Origin of the sequence: Salmonella sp. SSDFZ69, from assembly GCF_004010755.1 — a bacterium.
Lineage (GTDB): Bacteria > Pseudomonadota > Gammaproteobacteria > Enterobacterales > Enterobacteriaceae > Salmonella > Salmonella enterica.
Genome location: NZ_CP034831.1, coordinates 4,127,040 through 4,147,443 on the forward strand (window position 1 = coordinate 4,127,040; position 20,404 = coordinate 4,147,443).

The 20,404-nt window shown below is 52.6% G+C and carries 21 protein-coding genes; 11 read left to right on the forward strand and 10 right to left on the reverse strand.

Annotation, left to right across the window (positions count from 1 at the left end; translation table 11 throughout):
• Positions 1–48 precede the first annotated feature (48 nt).
• Entirely contained in the window at positions 49–594 is a 546-nt protein-coding gene (gene orn / locus EOS98_RS20495; protein ID WP_023207253.1) for an oligoribonuclease, read from the reverse strand.
• Between the two features lie 106 nt (positions 595–700).
• Here orn and rsgA point away from each other — a divergent pair, with 106 nt between their 5' ends.
• The 3 genes from rsgA (at position 701) to mscM (ending at position 6,158) form a co-directional block, all read left to right on the forward strand.
• Entirely contained in the window at positions 701–1,753 is a 1,053-nt protein-coding gene (rsgA, locus tag EOS98_RS20500) for a small ribosomal subunit biogenesis GTPase RsgA (protein ID WP_000041945.1), read from the forward strand.
• 91 nt (positions 1,754–1,844) lie between these two features.
• Positions 1,845–2,813 (forward strand): archaetidylserine decarboxylase, encoded by a 969-nt coding sequence (asd, locus tag EOS98_RS20505; RefSeq protein WP_000934951.1) that lies wholly within the window; start codon positions 1,845–1,847, stop codon positions 2,811–2,813.
• A gap of 18 nt (positions 2,814–2,831) precedes the next feature.
• The gene (gene mscM / locus EOS98_RS20510) at positions 2,832–6,158 is read left to right on the forward strand and encodes a miniconductance mechanosensitive channel MscM (RefSeq protein WP_001236755.1); all 3,327 of its coding nucleotides are present in this window, start codon (positions 2,832–2,834) and stop codon (positions 6,156–6,158) included.
• A 61-nt stretch (positions 6,159–6,219) separates the two neighbouring features.
• Here the strand turns inward: mscM and yjeM are convergent, their stop codons facing one another.
• Both yjeM and epmA read right to left on the reverse strand, forming a co-directional pair.
• Complete coding sequence (yjeM, locus tag EOS98_RS20515; protein WP_126524345.1) at positions 6,220–7,722, reverse strand: glutamate/gamma-aminobutyrate family transporter YjeM; 1,503 nt, start codon at positions 7,720–7,722, stop codon at positions 6,220–6,222.
• A 225-nt stretch (positions 7,723–7,947) separates the two neighbouring features.
• The gene (gene epmA / locus EOS98_RS20520; protein WP_023242530.1) at positions 7,948–8,925 is read right to left on the reverse strand and encodes an elongation factor P--(R)-beta-lysine ligase; all 978 of its coding nucleotides are present in this window, start codon (positions 8,923–8,925) and stop codon (positions 7,948–7,950) included.
• A gap of 322 nt (positions 8,926–9,247) precedes the next feature.
• On the opposite strand from epmA, the gene frdA reads away from it, so the two are divergent.
• From frdA to EOS98_RS20545, 5 genes are all read left to right on the forward strand, one after another.
• Positions 9,248–11,038, forward strand: a complete 1,791-nt coding sequence (frdA, locus tag EOS98_RS20525) for a fumarate reductase (quinol) flavoprotein subunit (RefSeq protein WP_001192954.1) — start codon at positions 9,248–9,250, stop codon at positions 11,036–11,038.
• On the forward strand, positions 11,031–11,765 hold the full coding sequence (gene frdB / locus EOS98_RS20530) for a fumarate reductase iron-sulfur protein (protein WP_000829509.1): 735 nt from the start codon (positions 11,031–11,033) through the stop codon (positions 11,763–11,765). Before frdA ends, frdB begins: the two co-directional genes overlap by 8 nt.
• Positions 11,766–11,775: 10 nt before the next feature.
• Positions 11,776–12,171: a fumarate reductase subunit FrdC gene (gene frdC / locus EOS98_RS20535; protein WP_000208749.1), complete on the forward strand. Its 396-nt coding sequence runs from the start codon at positions 11,776–11,778 to the stop codon at positions 12,169–12,171.
• Between the two features lie 10 nt (positions 12,172–12,181).
• On the forward strand, positions 12,182–12,541 hold the full coding sequence (gene frdD / locus EOS98_RS20540; protein WP_000609650.1) for a fumarate reductase subunit FrdD: 360 nt from the start codon (positions 12,182–12,184) through the stop codon (positions 12,539–12,541).
• A gap of 110 nt (positions 12,542–12,651) precedes the next feature.
• On the forward strand, positions 12,652–13,185 hold the full coding sequence (locus tag EOS98_RS20545) for a lipocalin family protein (RefSeq protein ID WP_001221670.1): 534 nt from the start codon (positions 12,652–12,654) through the stop codon (positions 13,183–13,185).
• Positions 13,186–13,201: 16 nt separating this feature from the next.
• On the opposite strand, the gene sugE is transcribed toward EOS98_RS20545, so the two are convergent.
• Positions 13,202–13,519: a quaternary ammonium compound efflux SMR transporter SugE gene (sugE, locus tag EOS98_RS20550; protein ID WP_000118469.1), complete on the reverse strand. Its 318-nt coding sequence runs from the start codon at positions 13,517–13,519 to the stop codon at positions 13,202–13,204.
• A 256-nt stretch (positions 13,520–13,775) separates the two neighbouring features.
• On the opposite strand from sugE, the gene EOS98_RS20555 reads away from it, so the two are divergent.
• Positions 13,776–14,363 (forward strand): response regulator transcription factor, encoded by a 588-nt coding sequence (locus EOS98_RS20555; RefSeq protein WP_001763937.1) that lies wholly within the window; start codon positions 13,776–13,778, stop codon positions 14,361–14,363.
• A 30-nt stretch (positions 14,364–14,393) separates the two neighbouring features.
• Here EOS98_RS20555 and ecnB read toward each other — a convergent pair whose 3' ends face one another.
• The 3 genes from ecnB to efp all read right to left on the reverse strand — a co-directional run bounded on the left by ecnB (position 14,394) and on the right by efp (position 15,409).
• Positions 14,394–14,540 carry a lipoprotein toxin entericidin B gene (ecnB, locus tag EOS98_RS20560; protein WP_000239598.1) on the reverse strand — a complete coding sequence of 49 codons (147 nt, stop codon included), beginning with the start codon at positions 14,538–14,540 and terminating at the stop codon, positions 14,394–14,396.
• Positions 14,541–14,647: 107 nt separating this feature from the next.
• Positions 14,648–14,782, reverse strand: a complete 135-nt coding sequence (locus EOS98_RS20570; RefSeq protein WP_000977687.1) for an entericidin A/B family lipoprotein — start codon at positions 14,780–14,782, stop codon at positions 14,648–14,650.
• Between the two features lie 60 nt (positions 14,783–14,842).
• Entirely contained in the window at positions 14,843–15,409 is a 567-nt protein-coding gene (efp, locus tag EOS98_RS20575) for an elongation factor P (protein ID WP_000257282.1), read from the reverse strand.
• Positions 15,410–15,449: 40 nt separating this feature from the next.
• Here efp and epmB point away from each other — a divergent pair, with 40 nt between their 5' ends.
• Positions 15,450–16,478, forward strand: a complete 1,029-nt coding sequence (gene epmB, locus EOS98_RS20580; protein WP_017441214.1) for an EF-P beta-lysylation protein EpmB — start codon at positions 15,450–15,452, stop codon at positions 16,476–16,478.
• 281 nt (positions 16,479–16,759) lie between these two features.
• Positions 16,760–17,617 (forward strand): YjeJ family protein, encoded by an 858-nt coding sequence (locus tag EOS98_RS20585; RefSeq protein WP_001229227.1) that lies wholly within the window; start codon positions 16,760–16,762, stop codon positions 17,615–17,617.
• A gap of 47 nt (positions 17,618–17,664) precedes the next feature.
• Here the strand turns inward: EOS98_RS20585 and EOS98_RS20590 are convergent, their stop codons facing one another.
• From EOS98_RS20590 to EOS98_RS20600, 3 genes are all read right to left on the reverse strand, one after another.
• Positions 17,665–18,018, reverse strand: coding sequence for a DUF4156 domain-containing protein (locus tag EOS98_RS20590; protein WP_000558210.1), 354 nt, complete (start codon positions 18,016–18,018; stop codon positions 17,665–17,667).
• A 243-nt stretch (positions 18,019–18,261) separates the two neighbouring features.
• A complete protein-coding gene (gene groL / locus EOS98_RS20595; RefSeq protein WP_000729126.1) occupies positions 18,262–19,908 on the reverse strand; it encodes a chaperonin GroEL in 1,647 nt (548 codons plus the stop codon).
• Between the two features lie 43 nt (positions 19,909–19,951).
• The gene (locus tag EOS98_RS20600; protein WP_000027827.1) at positions 19,952–20,245 is read right to left on the reverse strand and encodes a co-chaperone GroES; all 294 of its coding nucleotides are present in this window, start codon (positions 20,243–20,245) and stop codon (positions 19,952–19,954) included.
• Between the last annotated feature and the right edge of the window lie 159 nt (positions 20,246–20,404).

Here is a 20,404-nt window from a genome sequence, read left to right on the forward strand (position 1 = left end):
GAGCTGCCGGATGAGACGCTCTGGCGTTGCCATCCGGCATGTTACGCCTCACAGCTTAATGAAATGCTCGCGGTAGTAAGCCAGCTCCGCCACCGACTCGCGAATATCATCCATCGCCTGGTGCGTGCCCTGCTTGGTAAAGCCGGTCAGAATCTCCGGCTTCCAGCGGCGCGCCAGTTCCTTGAGCGTACTGACATCCAGATAGCGATAGTGGAAGTAAGCCTCCAGTTCCGGCATATATTTAAACAGAAAACGACGATCCTGACCGATGCTGTTACCGCAAATCGGCGACTTACCCGCAGGCACCCACGTTTTCAGAAATTCAATCGTCGCCAGTTCAGCGTCTCGTTCGCCCATCGTACTTGCCTTAACGCGATCCACCAGACCGCTGCCGGTATGGGTGCGCACGTTCCAGTCATCCATTAACGCCAGTTGCGCATCGGATTGATGTACCGCAATCGTCGGCCCTTCCGCCAGAATGTTCAGGCTGGCATCCGTCACCAGCGTAGCTATCTCAATAATGCGATCGCGCTCGGGGTCCAGACCTGTCATCTCCAGATCGATCCAAATCAGGTTGTTTTCATCGGCACTCATGCTATTTTCCACCCTTCAGAGGTCACATTCACTGTGACTATATTCATCTACAATTGCGTGTATCATAGATGTTTTGCCCACTATGGGCGACCAGGAGCCAGTACGATTGAGCAAAAATAAACTCTCCAAAGGCCAGCAGCGCCGTGTGAACGCCAATCACCAGCGTCGTTTAAAAACGTCCGCGGAGAAAGCCGACTACGATGACAACCTGTTTGGCGAGCCTGCAGAAGGTATCGTCATTAGCCGTTTTGGTATGCATGCCGATGTGGAGTCTGCTGACGGCGAGGTTCACCGTTGCAATATCCGCCGCACTATCCGTTCGCTGGTGACGGGCGATCGCGTCGTCTGGCGTCCGGGCAAAGCCGCCGCAGAGGGCGTCAACGTAAAAGGCATCGTTGAAGCGGTGCATGAGCGCACCTCGGTATTGACGCGCCCGGACTTCTACGACGGCGTGAAGCCTATTGCCGCCAACATTGACCAAATCGTTATCGTCTCCGCGATTTTGCCGGAGCTGTCGCTGAATATCATCGATCGCTATCTGGTCGGCTGTGAAACCCTACAGGTTGAGCCGCTTATCGTACTCAATAAAATTGATCTGCTGGACGACGAAGGTATGGACTTCGTTAATGAGCAGATGGATATCTACCGCAATATCGGCTATCGCGTGCTGATGGTCTCCAGTCATACGCAGGATGGTCTGAAACCGCTGGAAGAGGCGTTAACCGGTCGCATCAGTATTTTTGCCGGGCAGTCCGGCGTCGGAAAATCCAGTCTGCTAAACGCTCTGCTCGGCTTACAGAACGAGATTCTGACGAACGATGTGTCGAATGTCTCCGGTCTGGGTCAACATACCACTACCGCTGCTCGTCTGTATCATTTCCCGCATGGCGGCGATGTCATTGATTCCCCCGGCGTGCGCGAGTTCGGCTTATGGCATCTGGAGCCGGAACAAATCACCCAGGGCTTTGTCGAATTTCATGACTATTTGGGACATTGCAAATACCGGGACTGCAAGCATGACGCCGATCCAGGCTGCGCCATTCGCGAAGCGGTAGAGAACGGCGCTATTGCGGAAACCCGTTTCGAAAATTATCACCGAATTCTTGAAAGTATGGCGCAGGTAAAAACGCGTAAAAACTTTTCTGATACGGACGACTGACAGATACGCTAGGCGTCGTTAGAATCGTCCACTTTTTTCAGGATACCGGTATAACTGCCGGTTCAGGAACAACAATGGCCTGGAGGCTACCTTGTTAAACTCATTTAAACTTTCGCTACAATACATTCTGCCGAAACTATGGCTCACTCGCCTGGCGGGCTGGGGCGCAAGCAAACGAGCAGGATGGCTGACAAAACTGGTTATCGATCTCTTCGTAAAGTATTACAAAGTCGATATGACCGAGGCGCAAAAACCGGATACCGCCAGCTATCGTACGTTCAATGATTTCTTTGTTCGTCCGCTGCGTGATGACGTGCGTCCGCTCAATACCGATCCTAACATCCTGGTGATGCCTGCTGACGGCGTGATAAGCCAGTTGGGTCGTATCGAAGAAGATAAAATTTTGCAGGCCAAAGGCCATAATTACAGCCTTGAGGCGTTGCTGGCGGGTAACTACCTGATGGCGGATAAGTTCCGCAACGGCACGTTTGTGACCACTTACCTCTCCCCTCGCGACTACCATCGCGTGCACATGCCATGCAACGGCATCCTGCGTGAAATGATCTACGTACCGGGCGATCTGTTCTCCGTTAACCATCTGACCGCGCAAAACGTCCCCAACCTGTTTGCCCGCAACGAGCGCGTTATCTGCCTGTTTGATACCGAGTTCGGCCCTATGGCGCAGATTCTGGTCGGCGCAACTATTGTCGGCAGTATCGAAACCGTCTGGGCGGGGACCATTACCCCGCCGCGCGAAGGCATCATCAAGCGCTGGACCTGGCCAGAAGGCGAACATGAAGGGTCTGTCGCCTTGTTGAAAGGCCAGGAGATGGGACGCTTTAAACTGGGTTCCACGGTCATCAACTTATTTGCGCCGGGGAAAGTGAATCTGATCGAGTCGCTGGCAAGCCTGTCCGTTACCAAAATTGGCCAACCGCTGGCGACGTCGACCGAAACATTCGTCGCGCCGGAGGTAGAACCTGCTCCGCTGCCGGCAGAAGAAATTAAAGCCGAACACGACGCCAGCCCGCTGGTTGACAATAAAAAAGACGACACCTAATCAAGAGAGAATGCTGACGTGCGCCTGATTATCGCTTTTCTGATGGCCTGGTGCCTCAGCACGGGGGCGTTCGCCGCAACGGCCCCCGACGCCAAACAAATCACGCAGGAACTGGAGCAGGCAAAAGCGGCGAAGCCCGCTCAGCCGGAAGCCGTTGAGGCGCTCCAGACTGCGTTAAACGCGCTTGAAGAGCGAAAAGGCTCGCTTGAGCGCGCGAAACAATATCAACACGTTATTGATAATTTTCCTAAACTATCCGCCACCTTGCGCGCCCAGTTGAATAATCTGCGCGATGAACCTCGCAGCGTACCGCCAGAGATGTCCACCGAAGCGTTAAATCAGGAGATCTTGCAGGTTAGCAGCCAACTACTGGATAAAACCCGCGAGGCGCAACAGGAGCAGGAGCGCGTCAGGGAGATCGCCGACTCGCTCAGCCAGCTTCCCCAACAGCAAAACGACGCCCGCCGCCAGCTTAATGAGATTGAGCGACGGCTCGGCGCCGCAGGCGGAAGTGCCGCGCTTAGCCAGGCGCAAAGTCTCAGTATGCAGGCAGAGTCCGCCAAACTAAAAGCGTTAGTCGACGAACTGGAGTTGGCGCAACTGTCCGCCAACAACCGGCAGGAACTGGCTCGTCTGCGTTCCGAGCTGGCGGAAAAACAGAGTCAGCAATTGGATGCGTATCTTCAGGCGCTGCGCAATCAGCTCAATAGCCTGCGCCAACGTGAAGCGGAACGCGCGCTGGAAAGCACTGAGCTGCTGGCGGAAAACAGCGCCGGTTTGCCGGAAGGCATCGTCGAACAATTTAAAGTCAACCGCGAGCTGTCACAGGCGCTCAATCAACAAGCGCAGCGGATGGATCTGGTCGCCTCGCAGCAGCGACAGGCCACCAGCCAAACGTTACAGGTGCGCCAGGCGCTCAATACGCTGCGGGAGCAGTCGCAATGGCTTGGCGTGTCCAACATGCTTGGCGAAGCGCTGCGTGCGCAGGTCGCCCGTCTGCCAGAGATGCCTAAGCCGCAGCAGCTTGATACGGAAATGGCGCAGCTACGCGTCCACCGTATGCGCTATGAAGAGTTACTCAATAAGCAGCCGCAGCTACGGCAAATACGTCAGGCCAATGGACAGCCGCTGACCGCCGAGCAAAACCAGATTCTTGACGCCCAGCTTCGCACTCAGCGCGAGCTGCTCAACTCGTTGTTACAGGGCGGCGATACGCTGATCCTGGAGCTGACCAAACTGAAAGTCTCCAACAGCCAACTGGAGGATGCGCTTAAAGAGGTTAATGAAGCGACCCACCGTTATCTGTTCTGGACCGCTGACGTTAGCCCGCTATCGCTCTCCTGGCCTGTTGATTTGGTTCAGGATTTACGTCGGCTTATCTCATTAGATACGTTTAATCAGTTAGGTAAAGCCAGCATCATGATGCTGACCAGCAAAGAGACGCTACTGCCGTTATTCGGCGCGCTGGCGCTGGTCGGGTTTAGCCTCTATTCACGCCAACACTTCAACCGGTTCCTTGAGCGTTCGGCCTCGCGCGTCGGGAAAGTCACCCAGGATCACTTCTCGCTGACGCTGCGAACGGTGTTCTGGTCGATTCTGGTCGCCTCGCCGCTGCCGGTCTTGTGGGCGACGCTCGGCTATGGTCTGCAGGAAGCCTGGCCGTATCCGCTGGCCGTCGCCATCGGCGATGGCGTGACGGCGACAGTACCGCTGTTGTGGGTAGTCATGATTTGCGCCGCTTTTGCCCGCCCTAATGGCCTGTTTGTGGCGCATTTCGGCTGGCCGCGAAACCGGGTAGCGAAAGCGATGCGCTACTACCTGATGAGCATTGGGCTGATCGTGCCGCTCATTATGGCAGTGATCATGTTTGATAATCTTAACGATCGGGAGTTTTCCGGCTCGTTGGGCCGCCTTTGCTTCATCCTGATATGCGGCGCGCTGGCGCTGGTCACGCTGAGTCTGAAAAAAGCGGGCATCCCGCTCTATCTTGATAAAGAAGGCAACGGCGACAACATGGTCAACAGCCTGCTGTGGAATATGCTGATGGGCGCGCCGCTTATCGCGATTCTGGCGGCGGCGGTAGGTTATCTGGCCACGGCACAGGCGCTACTGGCGAGACTGGAAACCTCGGTCGCTATCTGGTTCCTGTTGCTGGTCATCTATCACGTCATTCGCCGCTGGATGCTGATCCAACGACGCCGACTGGCTTTTGACCGCGCCAAACATCGTCGGGCGGAAATGCTGGCGCAGCGCGCGCGCGGCGAAGAAGAACCGGCGCACTCCTCCAGCCTGGAAGGCGCGGTCGACATTGATGAAAGTGAAATCGATCTTGACGCTATTAGCGCTCAGTCGCTGCGTCTGGTCCGCTCAATTCTGATGCTTATCGCCCTGCTATCGGTAATTGTACTGTGGTCGGAAATCCACTCGGCATTCGGCTTCCTGGAGAATATTTCGCTGTGGGATGTCACCTCTACGGTGCAAGGCGTGGAAAGCCTGGAGCCAATTACTCTGGGGGCGGTGCTCATTGCGATTCTGGTCTTTATCATCACCACGCAGTTGGTGCGTAATCTGCCTGCGCTGCTGGAACTGGCGTTATTACAGCATCTCGATTTAACGCCTGGTACCGGTTACGCCATCACGACCATCACCAAATATCTGTTAATGCTAATTGGCGGGCTGGTCGGTTTCTCGATGATCGGCATTGAGTGGTCGAAGCTACAATGGCTGGTGGCCGCGCTCGGCGTTGGGCTTGGTTTTGGCCTGCAAGAAATTTTCGCTAACTTTATCTCCGGCCTGATTATTTTGTTTGAAAAGCCGATTCGTATCGGCGATACGGTGACCATTCGCGATCTCACCGGCAGCGTGACCAAAATCAATACCCGCGCCACCACCATCAGTGACTGGGATCGTAAAGAGATTATCGTGCCGAATAAAGCCTTTATCACCGAACAGTTTATCAACTGGTCGCTATCTGACTCCGTTACGCGCGTGGTGTTAACCATCCCGGCACCGGCGGATGCCAATAGCGAAGAGGTGACGCAAATTCTGCTGACGGCGGCGCAGCGCTGTTCTTTGGTGCTTGATAACCCACCGCCTGAAATCTTTCTGGTGGATCTCCAGCAGGGTATTCAGATTTTCGAACTGCGTATCTATGCCGCGGAAATGGGACACCGTATGCCATTACGCCATGAGATCCACCAATTGATTCTGGCTGGCTTCCGCGAACACGGTATTGATATGCCGTTCCCGCCGTTCCAGATGCGTCTGGAGAGTCTCGGAGGTAAACAAACGGGGAGAACGTTAACGTCAGCGGGTAAAACCAGCCGCCCGGCGGGGAGTTTGTAGCGCATGATCCAGGCAAGAAATGCCGGATGCGCCCCTTGGGGTCTTATCCGGCATACGGTCTTTACTCCGCCGCCCACTCCGGATCAGCGCTCATGCGGCTGCTGTAATTCTGATAAATCGCCATCGCCAGCAGCGAGAAGAAGATCGGGCCGCCGATCATCCACAAGGCGCTGTCCCAGTCCCCAGCTTCAATCACCGGCTGGATGATGGTAAAGACGTTGGCAAACGTCACCACCAGCACCACAACACCCGTCGCGACCAGGGTAGAGGCTTTGGTTTTAAATAGAACAAATGGCCGCTCCAGATCCTGACGCGCTTTAAAGAAGGGAAATGCCAGCGCAAGGAACAGGTATGGCAAGGTCATTGAGACGTTCGCCATCAGCGTGAGTTTGTTATAAAACGCCGATGCAGTGTCACCGCCAAAAGAGACCAGCAAAATAAACAGACTCACCAGCACGCACTGTAGCCACATAGCGGTCGCCGGCATACCGTTAGCGTTCAGTGTCGTCATCGGCGCGGGCCACAACGCTTTTGGCGTCCCCTGAATAATGGCTTTCAGCGGTGAATAGCTCAACGTAAAAAACGCGCCGGTATAAGCCAGAAACATAGAAAGGCCGGTGATACGCGCAAACCAGACGCCCACCGTCATCGCTGCGTCCGGAGAAAGGTTTAACGCGTTACCTAATGTCGTGCCTAAACTCGACATCAAAATGTAGGTAATATTCCCTAAGTTAACGGCGCTATTACTTAATATCTGTTGCCAGTTAGTGCTGACGCCCCATAAAAAGATCGCCAAAGAATAACCAATTGAAATCACAATGGCCGCGAAGACAATACCTTTCGCAAAATTCTTTTCCGGTTTCTCGGTTTTATCCACCAGTCCGCCGACAGCCTCAATACCGCCATAAGCAAAAATAGCAAATACCACAAATGACAACATTGCCAGGCCGGAGTGATAACCCGGATTCGGTGACGAGGTAAAATTAATTTCTTGTGCAAAATGCCCACCATTTAATAACAAAATAGCGACACTCACTAACAATAAAACTAAATTAAGACACATTACGGCAATACCTCCGACCGCCGTAATTCGCGCAATTTTATTGATCCCTCTGGCGGCGACACACGTCACCAGAATCATCCAGCCAACGGCGAGCAGCCCGACAACCTGCGTAGGCTCAAGCCCCGCAATACGCCAGTGCTGCGTCATATCGGCGCCAAAAACAAAAGTAGAAAACGGTACCCAAATTTTTGCCGCCGTACTTACCATCCATATGACATACGATGAAAACCACATAAACGTGCCGATAAACGCGTAACGTGGCCCCACGCTATTATTCATCCACGAATAGATCCCGCCCTCTTCTTTGCGATAAGCGGAACCCATTTCAGCCATCATTAAAGCGAATGGAATAAAAAACAGCAAGGCAGAAAATATATACCACGGAATTGCGCTATACCCCATTAAATAAAACGCCGACGGGCTATTCGCAAAACCAAAAACAGAAGTAAAAATTATCAGGATAAGCCCAATAAGGCTCATCTTTTTTATCGTGTGGGTCATTCAACCATCCCTTACGCTCGAGCGCGTTTGCCAGACGCCGCTCACCGATTGACGCCGCCTTCTTTTTTACAAAGGTCAGCGATAAAAAAATCAACACAGGATTGATACCTAAATGGCATCAAAGTTCCAGCCTTATGTTGTGGCAAACAGAGGATAATTGAAAAAATATGCTACAAAATGGCGCTTATTGCGCCATTTTATCTCGCGAAAGAGTGAATTTCAGATTTACGCCCGATCGACCGTAAAAGCAATCACGTCCGCCAGGCTTTCTGCTCCCAGCGCCAGCATCACCAGACGATCAACCCCCAGCGCCACGCCGGAACAATCCGGTAGACCGGCGGCCAGCGCATCCAGTAGATTTTGGTCAATCGGCTGCTGCGGCAGACCGCGAGCGGCGCGCTTACGATTGTCCTGTTCAAAGCGCTGTTGTTGCTCACGTGCGTCCGTCAGTTCGTGGAAACCATTCGCCAGCTCAATACCTTTGTAGTACACCTCAAAGCGCTCGGCGACGCGATGATCCTCGGTACTGATTTGTGCCAGCGATGCCTGACTTGCCGGAAAGTGATAAATAAAGGTCGGCTTTTCTTTACCTATATGCGGCTCAACCCCCATCGTGAACAGCAGTTGCAGCAACGTATCACGGTCTTCTTCCGTATCGGCGATATTGCTTAAATCAAGCTTTGCCGCCGCCTCACGCAGCAGCGTTTTATCTGCTGATAACGGGTCAATCTCCAGATGGCGCTGAAACGCCTGTTGATAGGAGAGACTTTCCGCGGGTTGACAATCCAGCACTTGCTGAAGCAAATCATCCACTTCATTCATCAGGCGGTACATATCGTAATGCGGGCGATACCACTCCAGCATAGTGAATTCCGGATTATGATGTCGTCCCATCTCTTCATTACGGAAACTGCGGCATAGCTGGAAAACCGGGCCGCACCCTGCCGCCAGCAGGCGTTTCATATGGTATTCCGGACTGGTCATTAAATAGAGGTTCATCCCCTGGGAATGGCCAGGTCCGACGAAACGCGTTTCGAACGGGAACAGATGAATGTCTGTGACCGTCGCCTGACTCATGCAGGGCGTCTCAACCTCAAGCACTCCACGATCGGCAAAGAAACGACGGATTTCCGCCATAATCGCCGCACGTTTTAATAAATTGGGGATGGACGCGCTCGGCTGCCAGGTTGCCGTTTCGCTCATGATTCTTTCTCCAGTTTAAGACAAGGTCACGAAGTCTACTCGCAACGCGCGGGCGAAACAAATTTTGCGCAGGCGTATCGGGCGCCTTCTGGAGGGTAAAAAAAGTGATTTCAGATGGTTTAGTAATTAAATTAATCAAAATCAATGATAATTCATCCCTCTGATACGCTAAAAAAATCGAACACGTCAAATTTCCCTCACATCCCTGAGACTATACTGTTGTACCCATAAAGGAGCAGTGGAAACGCATTCATACTTCGCAGAACCCAGAGGCTTTATCTGGCTGCGCGAGGGTGAAATTACAATAATCTGGAGGAATGTCGTGCAAACCTTTCAAGCCGATCTTGCCATTATAGGCGCCGGTGGCGCGGGATTACGTGCTGCAATTGCTGCCGCACAGGCGAATCCCAATGCTAAAATCGCACTGATCTCAAAAGTGTACCCGATGCGCAGCCACACCGTCGCTGCCGAAGGGGGTTCAGCCGCTGTCGCCCAGGATCATGACAGCTTTGACTACCATTTTCACGATACGGTAGCAGGCGGAGACTGGCTGTGTGAGCAGGATGTCGTGGATTACTTTGTCCACCATTGTCCCACTGAGATGACGCAGCTGGAGCAATGGGGCTGCCCGTGGAGCCGCCGTCCGGACGGTAGCGTTAACGTGCGTCGCTTCGGTGGTATGAAAATCGAGCGTACCTGGTTCGCCGCGGATAAAACCGGCTTCCATATGCTGCATACCCTGTTCCAGACTTCCCTGCAGTTCCCACAAATCCAGCGCTTTGACGAACATTTCGTGCTGGATATTCTGGTTGATGACAACCATGCGCGCGGCCTGGTGGCAATGAACATGATGGAAGGCACGCTGGTGCAAATCCGCGCCAACGCCGTGGTCATGGCGACAGGCGGCGCAGGCCGCGTATACCGCTATAACACCAACGGCGGCATCGTCACCGGCGACGGGATGGGCATGGCGCTGAGCCACGGCGTTCCGCTGCGTGATATGGAATTCGTTCAGTATCACCCGACCGGCCTGCCAGGTTCCGGTATTCTGATGACCGAAGGTTGCCGCGGCGAAGGCGGTATTCTGGTCAATAAAAATGGCTACCGTTACCTGCAAGACTACGGCATGGGCCCCGAAACGCCGCTGGGCGAGCCGAAAAACAAATATATGGAACTGGGGCCGCGCGACAAAGTATCCCAGGCTTTCTGGCACGAATGGCGTAAAGGCAACACCATCTCCACGCCGCGCGGCGATGTGGTTCACCTCGACCTGCGTCATCTCGGCGAGAAGAAACTGCATGAACGTCTGCCGTTCATTTGCGAACTGGCGAAAGCCTATGTCGGCGTCGATCCGGTTAAAGAACCGATTCCAGTACGTCCGACCGCGCACTACACCATGGGCGGCATTGAAACCGACCAGAACTGTGAAAGCCGTGTCAAAGGGCTGTTTGCCGTTGGCGAATGCTCCTCTGTTGGCCTGCATGGCGCGAACCGCCTCGGTTCCAACTCGCTGGCGGAACTGGTGGTGTTTGGTCGTCTGGCTGGCGAACAAGCAATGGAACGCGCTGCTACGGCAGGTGCCGCAAATAGCGCCGCGCTCGACGCCCAGGTTGCCGATATTGAACAACGTCTGAAAAATCTGGTGAACCAGGAAGGCAACGAAAACTGGTCGAAGATCCGCGATGAGATGGGTCTGTCTATGGAAGAAGGTTGCGGTATTTACCGTACCCCGGAACTGATGCAGAAAACCGTTGATAAACTGGCCGAGCTTCAGGAACGTTTCAAGCGCGTACGTATCTCCGATACCTCCAGCGTGTTCAACACTGACCTGCTGTATACCATCGAACTGGGTCATGGTCTGAACGTGGCGGAATGTATGGCGCACTCTGCGCTGGCGCGTAAAGAGTCCCGCGGCGCGCATCAGCGTCTGGATGAAGGCTGTACCGAGCGCGACGATGTGAACTTCCTCAAGCACACCCTCGCCTTCCGCGATGCTGATGGCACGACCCGTCTGGAATACAGCGACGTGAAAATCACCACCCTGCCGCCAGCCAAACGTGTTTACGGCGGTGAAGCGGAAGCAGCCGATAAGAAGGAGAAGGCGAATGGCTGAGATGAAAAACCTGAAAGTTGAGGTGGTGCGCTATAACCCGGAAACCGATACCGCGCCGCACAGTGCTTTCTATGAAGTTCCTTATGATGAAACAACATCGCTACTGGACGCGTTGGGCTACATCAAAGATAACCTGTCGCCAGACCTGAGCTACCGCTGGTCCTGCCGTATGGCGATCTGCGGCTCCTGCGGCATGATGGTCAACAACGTCCCTAAACTGGCGTGTAAAACCTTCCTGCGCGATTACACCAACGGTATGAAGGTGGAAGCGCTGGCGAACTTCCCGATTGAGCGCGATCTGGTTGTCGATATGACGCACTTTATCGAAAGCCTGGAAGCGATCAAACCGTACATTATTGGCAACTCTCGCACGCCAGATCAGGGGCCGAATGTCCAGACCCCGGCGCAAATGGCGAAGTATCACCAGTTCTCCGGTTGCATCAACTGTGGTCTGTGCTACGCCGCGTGCCCGCAGTTCGGTCTGAATCCTGAGTTTATCGGACCGGCTGCGATTACGCTGGCGCATCGCTATAACGAAGATAGCCGCGATCACGGTAAGAAGGAGCGTATGGCGCAGTTGAACAGTCCGAACGGCGTATGGACCTGTACTTTCGTGGGCTACTGCTCCGAAGTCTGTCCAAAACATGTCGATCCGGCTGCGGCCATTCAGCAGGGTAAAGTGGAAAGCTCGAAAGACTTTCTTATCGCCACCCTGAAACCACGCTAAGGAGTGCAACATGACGACTAAACGCAAACCCTATGTGCGGCCGATGACGTCCACCTGGTGGAAAAAACTGCCGTTTTATCGCTTTTATATGCTGCGCGAAGGCACAGCGGTGCCGGCAGTCTGGTTCAGTATTGAACTGATTTTCGGTCTGTTTGCGCTCAAACACGGCGCGGAATCCTGGATGGGATTCGTCGGCTTTTTACAAAACCCGGTGGTAGTGATCTTAAACCTGATCACCCTGGCGGCCGCGCTGCTGCACACCAAAACCTGGTTTGAACTGGCGCCGAAGGCGGCCAATATCATTGTAAAAGACGAAAAAATGGGGCCAGAGCCAATCATCAAAGGGCTTTGGGTGGTCACTGCGGTAGTCACCGTAGTCATTCTGTATGTTGCCCTGTTCTGGTAAGGAGTCCCGGATGATTAATCCAAACCCAAAACGTTCTGATGAACCCGTATTCTGGGGACTGTTTGGCGCAGGCGGTATGTGGGGCGCGATCATCGCGCCGGTGATCGTGCTACTGGTTGGCATCATGCTGCCGCTGGGGCTATTTCCGGGCGATGCCCTGAGTTTTGAGCGCGTACTGACGTTCGCCCAAAGCTTCATTGGTCGCGTTTTTCTGTTCCTGATGATCGTGCTGCCGCTATGGTGTGGCCTACACCGTATGCACCACGCGATGCATGACCTGAAAATCCACGTGCCTGCGGGCAAATGGGTCTTCTACGGTCTGGCGGCAATCCTGACCGTTGTGACGGCGATTGGCGTTATCACTCTCTAAGTTGCCACGACGCCCTCTTATCTACCCGATAAGAGGGCGTTTTTTCTTTTCCTGCCTCTCATTTTCCCGCCAGGTTCTACACTTAGAAAAAACACTGGAAGGAAAATCTCATGCGCATTCTGCCCGTCGTTGCTGCAGTTACGGCTGCATTTCTGGTTGTCGCCTGTAGTTCGCCTACTCCGCCTAAAGGCGTTACCGTGGTAAATAACTTTGATGCCAAACGTTACCTCGGCACCTGGTATGAGATCGCACGCCTCGATCATCGATTTGAACGTGGACTGGAACAAGTCACGGCCACCTATAGTCTGCGTGACGATGGCGGGATTAATGTCATCAATAAAGGCTATAACCCGGATCGGGGAATGTGGCAAAAAACAGAAGGCAAAGCGTATTTTACCGGTAGTCCAAACCGCGCCGCGCTCAAGGTCTCTTTTTTCGGCCCGTTCTACGGCGGCTATAACGTGATTGCGCTTGACCGGGAATACCGTCATGCGCTGGTGTGCGGCCCGGATCGCGACTATCTGTGGATACTCTCTCGCACGCCAACGCTTTCTGAGGAAATAAAACAGCAAATGCTGGCCGTCGCGACCCGGGAGGGGTTTGACGTCAATAAATTAATTTGGGTAAAACAATCAGGTTCGTAGCAATATCAGCGACGAATTAATGCGCACTGAGTTTTAGCCCAATGATACCCGCGACGATCAAGCCAAGACTGAGCAAACGCGCCGGTGAGGCAGACTCGCCCAGCAGAAGGATACCGGTGATTGCCGCCCCGACGGCGCCGATGCCGGTCCAGATGGCGTACGCCGTTCCAACGGGCAGCGTTTTCATTGCCCAGGAAAGTAACGCCATACTGATAACCATGGCCGTAATGGTGATAATACTGGGGGTCAGACGAGAAAAACCGTGGGTATACTTCAGGCCGACAGCCCATACCACTTCAAGTAAACCAGCGATTAATAGAATGATCCAGGACATAGCAGGCTCCAGATAATTAATGGGGCCGTCCCCGGTGAGAATAGCGTTTACAGGTCGTCCTGTAACGTATACGGATGAAAAGCCATTCTTGCCTGAGAGAAAATGAATTTCAACCTTTTTATTTTTTTCCGTCTAAAGGCGGGAATTGGCCCTTTTAAGCCGCGTAGTTTTCGCATTTAGCGCCCACAGGAGTTCTCTATGATGGAACGCCTTCTGGGAAAGAAAGTGCTTTATCTACTTCCGGGTGCAAAAAACTATGTTGAAAATTTTAGTGATAGACCGATGCCACTTTACCCGTACGGGCATGGAGGCCTGGCTTAATCACACTGATGTGCTCAGTTCTTCACTGCTGGTATCCGGGATGAATAACCTTATACTGGCGAAAGAACATATTCTGCAATGGAAGCCCCATCTGGTTATCGCTGATTTATATGGTTTTCTCAACGATGCCTTACCCGAGCAGCCTATCAATGCATTTTTTGCCGCCTGCAGGATGACGCCGTTAGTATTATTACAGTCAGGGAATATGCCGTACAGATCGCAATATGCCAGTCATGCGGTGTTATCTAAACACACGCCTTTACATGAGCTTGCACAACGAATTAAAGGAGCGCTATATACTCATCCACTGCAGGAAGCGCCGGAAAGCGCCACGCCATTGCTCTCTCCGCAGGAGGAAAAAGTGCTCGCGATGTGGACGGAAGGCACCAGCAATAAAGAGATTGCGTATGCGCTTGGCATTCACGGGAAAACGGTTTACACCTATAAGCGTAATATCCGTATGAAACTTCATATGGATAACCGATATTCTCCCTTTCTTATGCTTCCGGAGAAAATCGATTAACGGTACGACGCCATGCCGTACCGTTGATGATTACTGCTGAGCTCTGGTTGCAGCGCCAGAGATCGCACTACCACCGTCCGAGATGTCCTCGCCCACGCCGCGCGTGGTATTACAAGCAGTTAATACAGTGGAAAGTACCAAAACAGAAAAGATCGCTGCAATTGTCTTTTTAACCATAATGTCTTCCTTTTCTAGCCAATGTTGTTTGTGTATAGCAACTTAATAATAGACAACATCCCAGAAAATGATGGGCGATCGACTAATTTTAGGAAGACGAGAAGCGATTAGCTGGCTGCACGGGAGATGGCGTGGCCGAGATGCTGAATATCTTCGCCGAAGCCGCGGGCGGTATTACATGCCGTTAATAATGTGCTGGTAAGAAGAACCAGCGCGACAAGACCGATAAAGCGTTTCATCATTGAGGCGCGAAAAATAGGATGGCGCAGCATACGCTGCACCATTTTTCCCGATAACGTAAATTATTTTACGCGGGATACGTATTCGCCGGAACGGGTATCGACTTTGATCACTTCGCCAATCTGCACGAACAGCGGAACTTTAACCACTGCGCCAGTAGACAGCGTGGCTGGTTTGCCGCCAGTACCTGCGGTATCGCCCTTCAGACCTGGGTCGGTATCAACAATTTCCAGTTCAACAAAGTTCGGCGGAGTGACAGAGATAGGCTGACCGTTCCACAGGGTCACGATGCATTCCGCCTGATCCAACAGCCATTTTGCGTTGTCGCCGATAGCCTTGGCATCTGCAGACAGCTGCTCGAAGGTTTCGTTGTTCATGAAATGCCAGAACTCACCGTCGTTGTACAGGTAAGTCAGGTTCATATCGACTACATCCGCGCCTTCTGCGGAATCGGTCGATTTGAAGGTTTTCTCAACGCGCGTGCCGGTCAGCAGACGGCGTAGCTTAACGCGGGCAAACGCCTGGCCTTTACCCGGTTTCACGAATTCACTGGATTCAACCGCATAAGGTTCGCCATCCAACATGATTTTAAGACCGGAACGAAAATCGTTGCTATAGTAAGTCGCCATAAGGCCCTCTGAAATTGTTAACTGGTAGCTAAGCCACAAAATGGCGCATATTGTAACCCTAAATACCCCATTGCGAGAAGATTGGTTAGCGCAACTTGCCGATGTTGTGACCAATCCCGACGAACTGCTGCATCTTTTACAGATTGAAGCTGATGAAAACCTCCGGGCAGGACAGGACGCCAGGCGCTTGTTTGCCCTCCGCGTGCCGCGCGCTTTTATTGCGCGCATGGAGAAGGGCAACCCTGACGATCCTCTTTTACGTCAAGTGCTGACGTCCCGGGATGAATTTATTGTCGCCCCCGGTTTCTCCACCGACCCGCTGGAAGAGCAACACAGCGTGGTGCCAGGATTATTGCATAAATACCAAAACCGGGCGCTATTGCTGGTAAAAGGCGGATGTGCGGTAAATTGCCGCTACTGTTTCCGTCGTCACTTCCCGTATGCGGAGAATCAAGGCAATAAGCGCAACTGGACAGTCGCGCTGGAGTATATCGCCGCACACCCGGAACTGGATGAGATCATCTTTTCCGGCGGCGATCCGCTGATGGCGAAAGATCATGAGCTGGACTGGCTGCTCACGCAACTGGAAGCCATTAAGCACGTCAAGCGGCTACGCATCCACAGTCGGTTGCCTATCGTCATCCCGGCACGCATTACTGACGAACTGGTCGCCCGCTTTGACCAGTCACGTCTGCAAATTTTGTTGGTGAACCATATCAACCACGCTAATGAAGTGGACGAGGCATTCTGCCTGGCGATGAAGAAACTGCGCCACGTGGGCGTCACGCTTCTCAACCAGAGCGTCCTGCTGCGTGGCGTGAATGATAACGCGCAAACGCTGGCGAATCTGAGCAACGCGCTATTTGACGCCGGCGTGATGCCCTATTACCTGCATGTGCTGGATAAAGTGCAGGGCGCCGCGCATTTTATGGTCACCGATGACGAAGCCCGGCAAATCATGCGCGAACTGCTCACGCTGGTATCCGGCTATATGGTGCCAAGACTGGCGCGTGAAATCGGCGGCGAACCGAGCAAAACACCGCTGGATTTACAGCTTCGGCAGTGCTAATCCTCGCGGGCGCGTCAGGGACGACGAAATATATTAGCGCGCAATATTACGAGGAGATTCCCCCGCGATTCTCCTCACCCTCTGGCGAGGATAAACTAACCTTCGTTAAATACACCTTTCCGGTCCTCTCTTTTCAATAAAGTCCGTTTTAGGACTCGCTTAGCGTGTACTGCATTTTCGAATTATACTGGTTCTCCTTTTTATAGGACGGCATAAACAATTTATATATCAAATACATTGCAGTAAAACATTTAATTATTTTATATTTGTGGAGAATTGACATGGCCTTAACGATTAAGGGACTAAATACCGGCGTTATTCGTCACAATGATAAGTTTATCGCGCTGGCGCTTAAGGTGAAGTCACTGAGAAATAAAGAAACACTGCTTTTCTTTCCTGTGCTCGCGCTGCGAGACTTGTTGATCGGCCTTGAACACCGGCTTTATTTACAACACTCGCTTCCGGAACAAGAGCAGGAAAAACGCCAGAAAGCCAAAAGCAGTCATGTGCTTAAAATGCATGAGAATATTCCGGCAATACTCCGTGAAGAGCTGGAAAATGCCGATGTTAATCAGCGTGTTGAATCTTTAGCGTTGAGCGATAATACAGAAAAAGTATTAACCTTTACGTTAAAGCTGCACAATGGTAGCCATCTTGATTTACAGGTCGGTGAGTGGCAGGTTGAAGTTCTGGTGATGGCTATTATTCACGCCATTAATAATGCCGAAATGCGTGAGCTCGCATTGCGTATTTCTTCAATGCTGGACTTTTTACCATTATACGATGCTGACTGCCTGGAAAACGGTAATATCGAATTCGATACCTATAACCAGCCTGACTGGAAACATAATCTGTATAACCATTATTTAGCGCTCGTTTATCGTTATACGGATGAGGCAGGACAATCGCATGATTGCGGCACCATCATTAAGACCCGTAGTCAGTCAGGCTCTAAAGAAGCTGAAGCGATATCACGCCGCTTGCTGAATTTCAGCCCGCGTCTTAAAAAGCTGGAAGGAAAACCGTGTAAGGTTTTTGTCAGAACGCTTGGAACCGGTAAAGCAGCGCGTCTGACGCAAGATCAATGTATGCGCGCGTTGCATAATCTACGCATGGCGTCATCGCAGGAAAAACGCTAACCATATCGCCCTCTGAATCTTTCAGAGGGCGTTACGATTCAGACATATCAGTTCGGACATTTATAAACCTGGCCGTTCATCTCGCTGGCCGTCGGGACAAAACTGGACAACATGCCCTGCGACGGACTACTTACGCCATACAGCACGTTTCCACCCATCGCGGCCGCCTGATTACGCAGATCGTTCGCTGCGCCACGCATTGAGCCACCCTCTTCGCCGTGCTGGCCTGAAAACCAGTTACTCTGTTTACCAGTTGCCGTACCAATAAGCTGGCATTCCGCGCCTGGCTTATCTTCGACAAAGCGTACATTTTGGCCGGCAGCGGTGAGTTCGTTGCTGGAGCTACAACCCGCCATCAGCAGCGCGGCGCCAACGATCCCTGCTAAATATTTCACGTGCATGTTATTCCCCATAATCAATGAGCTGGACGTTTTGTCCGTATCTGAATCTTATACTAAAAAGATGACTAAAAGAAAAACCCCCGGTCATTTCTGCCCGGGGGTTTCTCAATTCTGGGAGATAAACATCCAAATCATTCTGGTTGCAGGAAGGCGGCCAGTTTGTTAATCCCCAGTCACTTACTCAAGGAAGTGACTGGGGTTAGCCAACGCATCTGCAGCCTGAAGGATGCAGGGGGTGGGCAATTACATCATGCCGCCCATACCACCCATACCACCCATGCCGCCAGCAGCGCCTAAATCAGGAGCATCGCTTTTCGGCAGGTCGGTCACCATGCACTCGGTAGTGATCATCAGACCAGCCACAGAAGCCGCGTACTGCAGCGCAGAACGGGTAACTTTGGTTGGGTCCAGGATACCCATATCGATCATGTTGCCGTATTCTTCAGTTGCTGCGTTGTAACCGTAGTTACCGTCGCCGCCTTTAACGGTGTTAGCGACAACAGACGGCTCTTCGCCGCAGTTCAGCACGATCTGACGCAGCGGAGCTTCCATTGCGCGCAGCGCAACTTTGATACCCACGTTCTGGTCTTCGTTCTGGCCTTTCAGGTCAGCAATTTTAGAAGCAACGCGGATCAGCGCAACGCCACCACCAGCAACCACGCCTTCTTCTACCGCAGCACGGGTCGCGTGCAGGGCATCTTCAACGCGGGCTTTCTTCTCTTTCATTTCAACTTCGGTCGCAGCGCCAACCTTGATTACCGCAACGCCGCCTGCCAGTTTCGCTACGCGCTCCTGCAGTTTTTCACGATCGTAGTCGGAGGTCGCTTCTTCAATCTGCTGACGGATCTGAGCAACACGGCCCTGGATGGCAGCTTCTTCACCCACGCCATCGATGATGGTGGTGGTGTCTTTGTTGATCACAACGCGTTTCGCCTGACCCAGGTCTTCCAGGGTTGCTTTTTCCAGCTCCATACCGATCTCTTCAGAGATTACGGTACCGCCGGTCAGGGTAGCGATATCCTGCAGCATCGCTTTACGACGATCGCCGAAGCCCGGTGCCTTAACAGCAGCCACTTTCACGATGCCACGCATGGTGTTAACAACCAGGGTAGCCAGCGCTTCGCCTTCAACATCTTCAGCGATGATCAGCAGCGGTTTGCCTGCTTTTGCAACGGCTTCCAGAACCGGCAGCATTTCGCGGATGTTGGAGATTTTCTTATCAGCCAGCAGGATGAACGGGCTTTCCAGCTCTACTGCGCCAGTTTCCGGCTTGTTGATGAAGTAAGGAGACAGGTAGCCGCGGTCAAACTGCATACCTTCAACCACGTCCAGTTCGTCCTGCAGACCGGTACCGTCTTCAACGGTGATGACGCCTTCTTTACCGACTTTATCCATCGCTTCCGCGATCAGTTTACCTACGGTTTCGTCGGAGTTAGCGGAGATAGTACCTACCTGAGCAATCGCTTTAGAGTCGGAGCACGGTACGGACAGGGCTTTCAGCTCTTCAACCGCCGCAGCAACCGCTTTGTCGATACCACGTTTCAGGTCCATCGGGTTCATGCCCGCAGCAACGGCTTTCAGGCCTTCGGTAATGATGGACTGCGCCAGTACGGTCGCGGTGGTGGTACCGTCGCCTGCAGCGTCGTTCGCTTTAGAGGCAACTTCTTTCACCATCTGCGCGCCCATGTTTTCAAACTTGTCTTCCAGTTCGATTTCACGCGCTACGGAAACACCATCTTTAGTGATAGTCGGCGCACCGAAAGATTTATCCAGAACCACGTTACGGCCTTTCGGACCGAGGGTTACTTTCACTGCATCTGCCAGTACGTTTACGCCGCGCAGCATTTTCACACGAGCGTCGTTACCGAATTTTACGTCTTTAGCTGCCATTTTCTCTTTCCCTTAAATTCGTATGTTCAGTGTCGTTCGCGGATTACGCTTCAACAATTGCCAGAATGTCGCTTTCAGACATGATCAACACTTCTTCATTGTCGATCTTTTCAGATTTCACACCGTAGCCATCGTTAAAAATAACGATGTCGCCAACTTTCACGTCCAGCGGCTGTACAGTACCGTTGTCCAGGATGCGACCCTTACCGACAGCGATGATTTCGCCACGAGTTGATTTACCCGCTGCGGAACCGGTCAGTACGATGCCGCCAGCAGATTTGGACTCAACTTCTTTACGTTTGACGATCACACGATCATGTAACGGACGAATACTCATTGATAGCTCTCCTTTGAGAAAGTCATTATCAGTTATGGGTGACGCCGGCCCGTAAACGGTTTCCCGGCTGGTGACCAGAGAGATGGGGATGGGGTTTTGCCCCTTCAAGGGGGGAGATGAAAAAAAATTCTTCTGAGCGAAAAAAGCGGTAAAAACGCT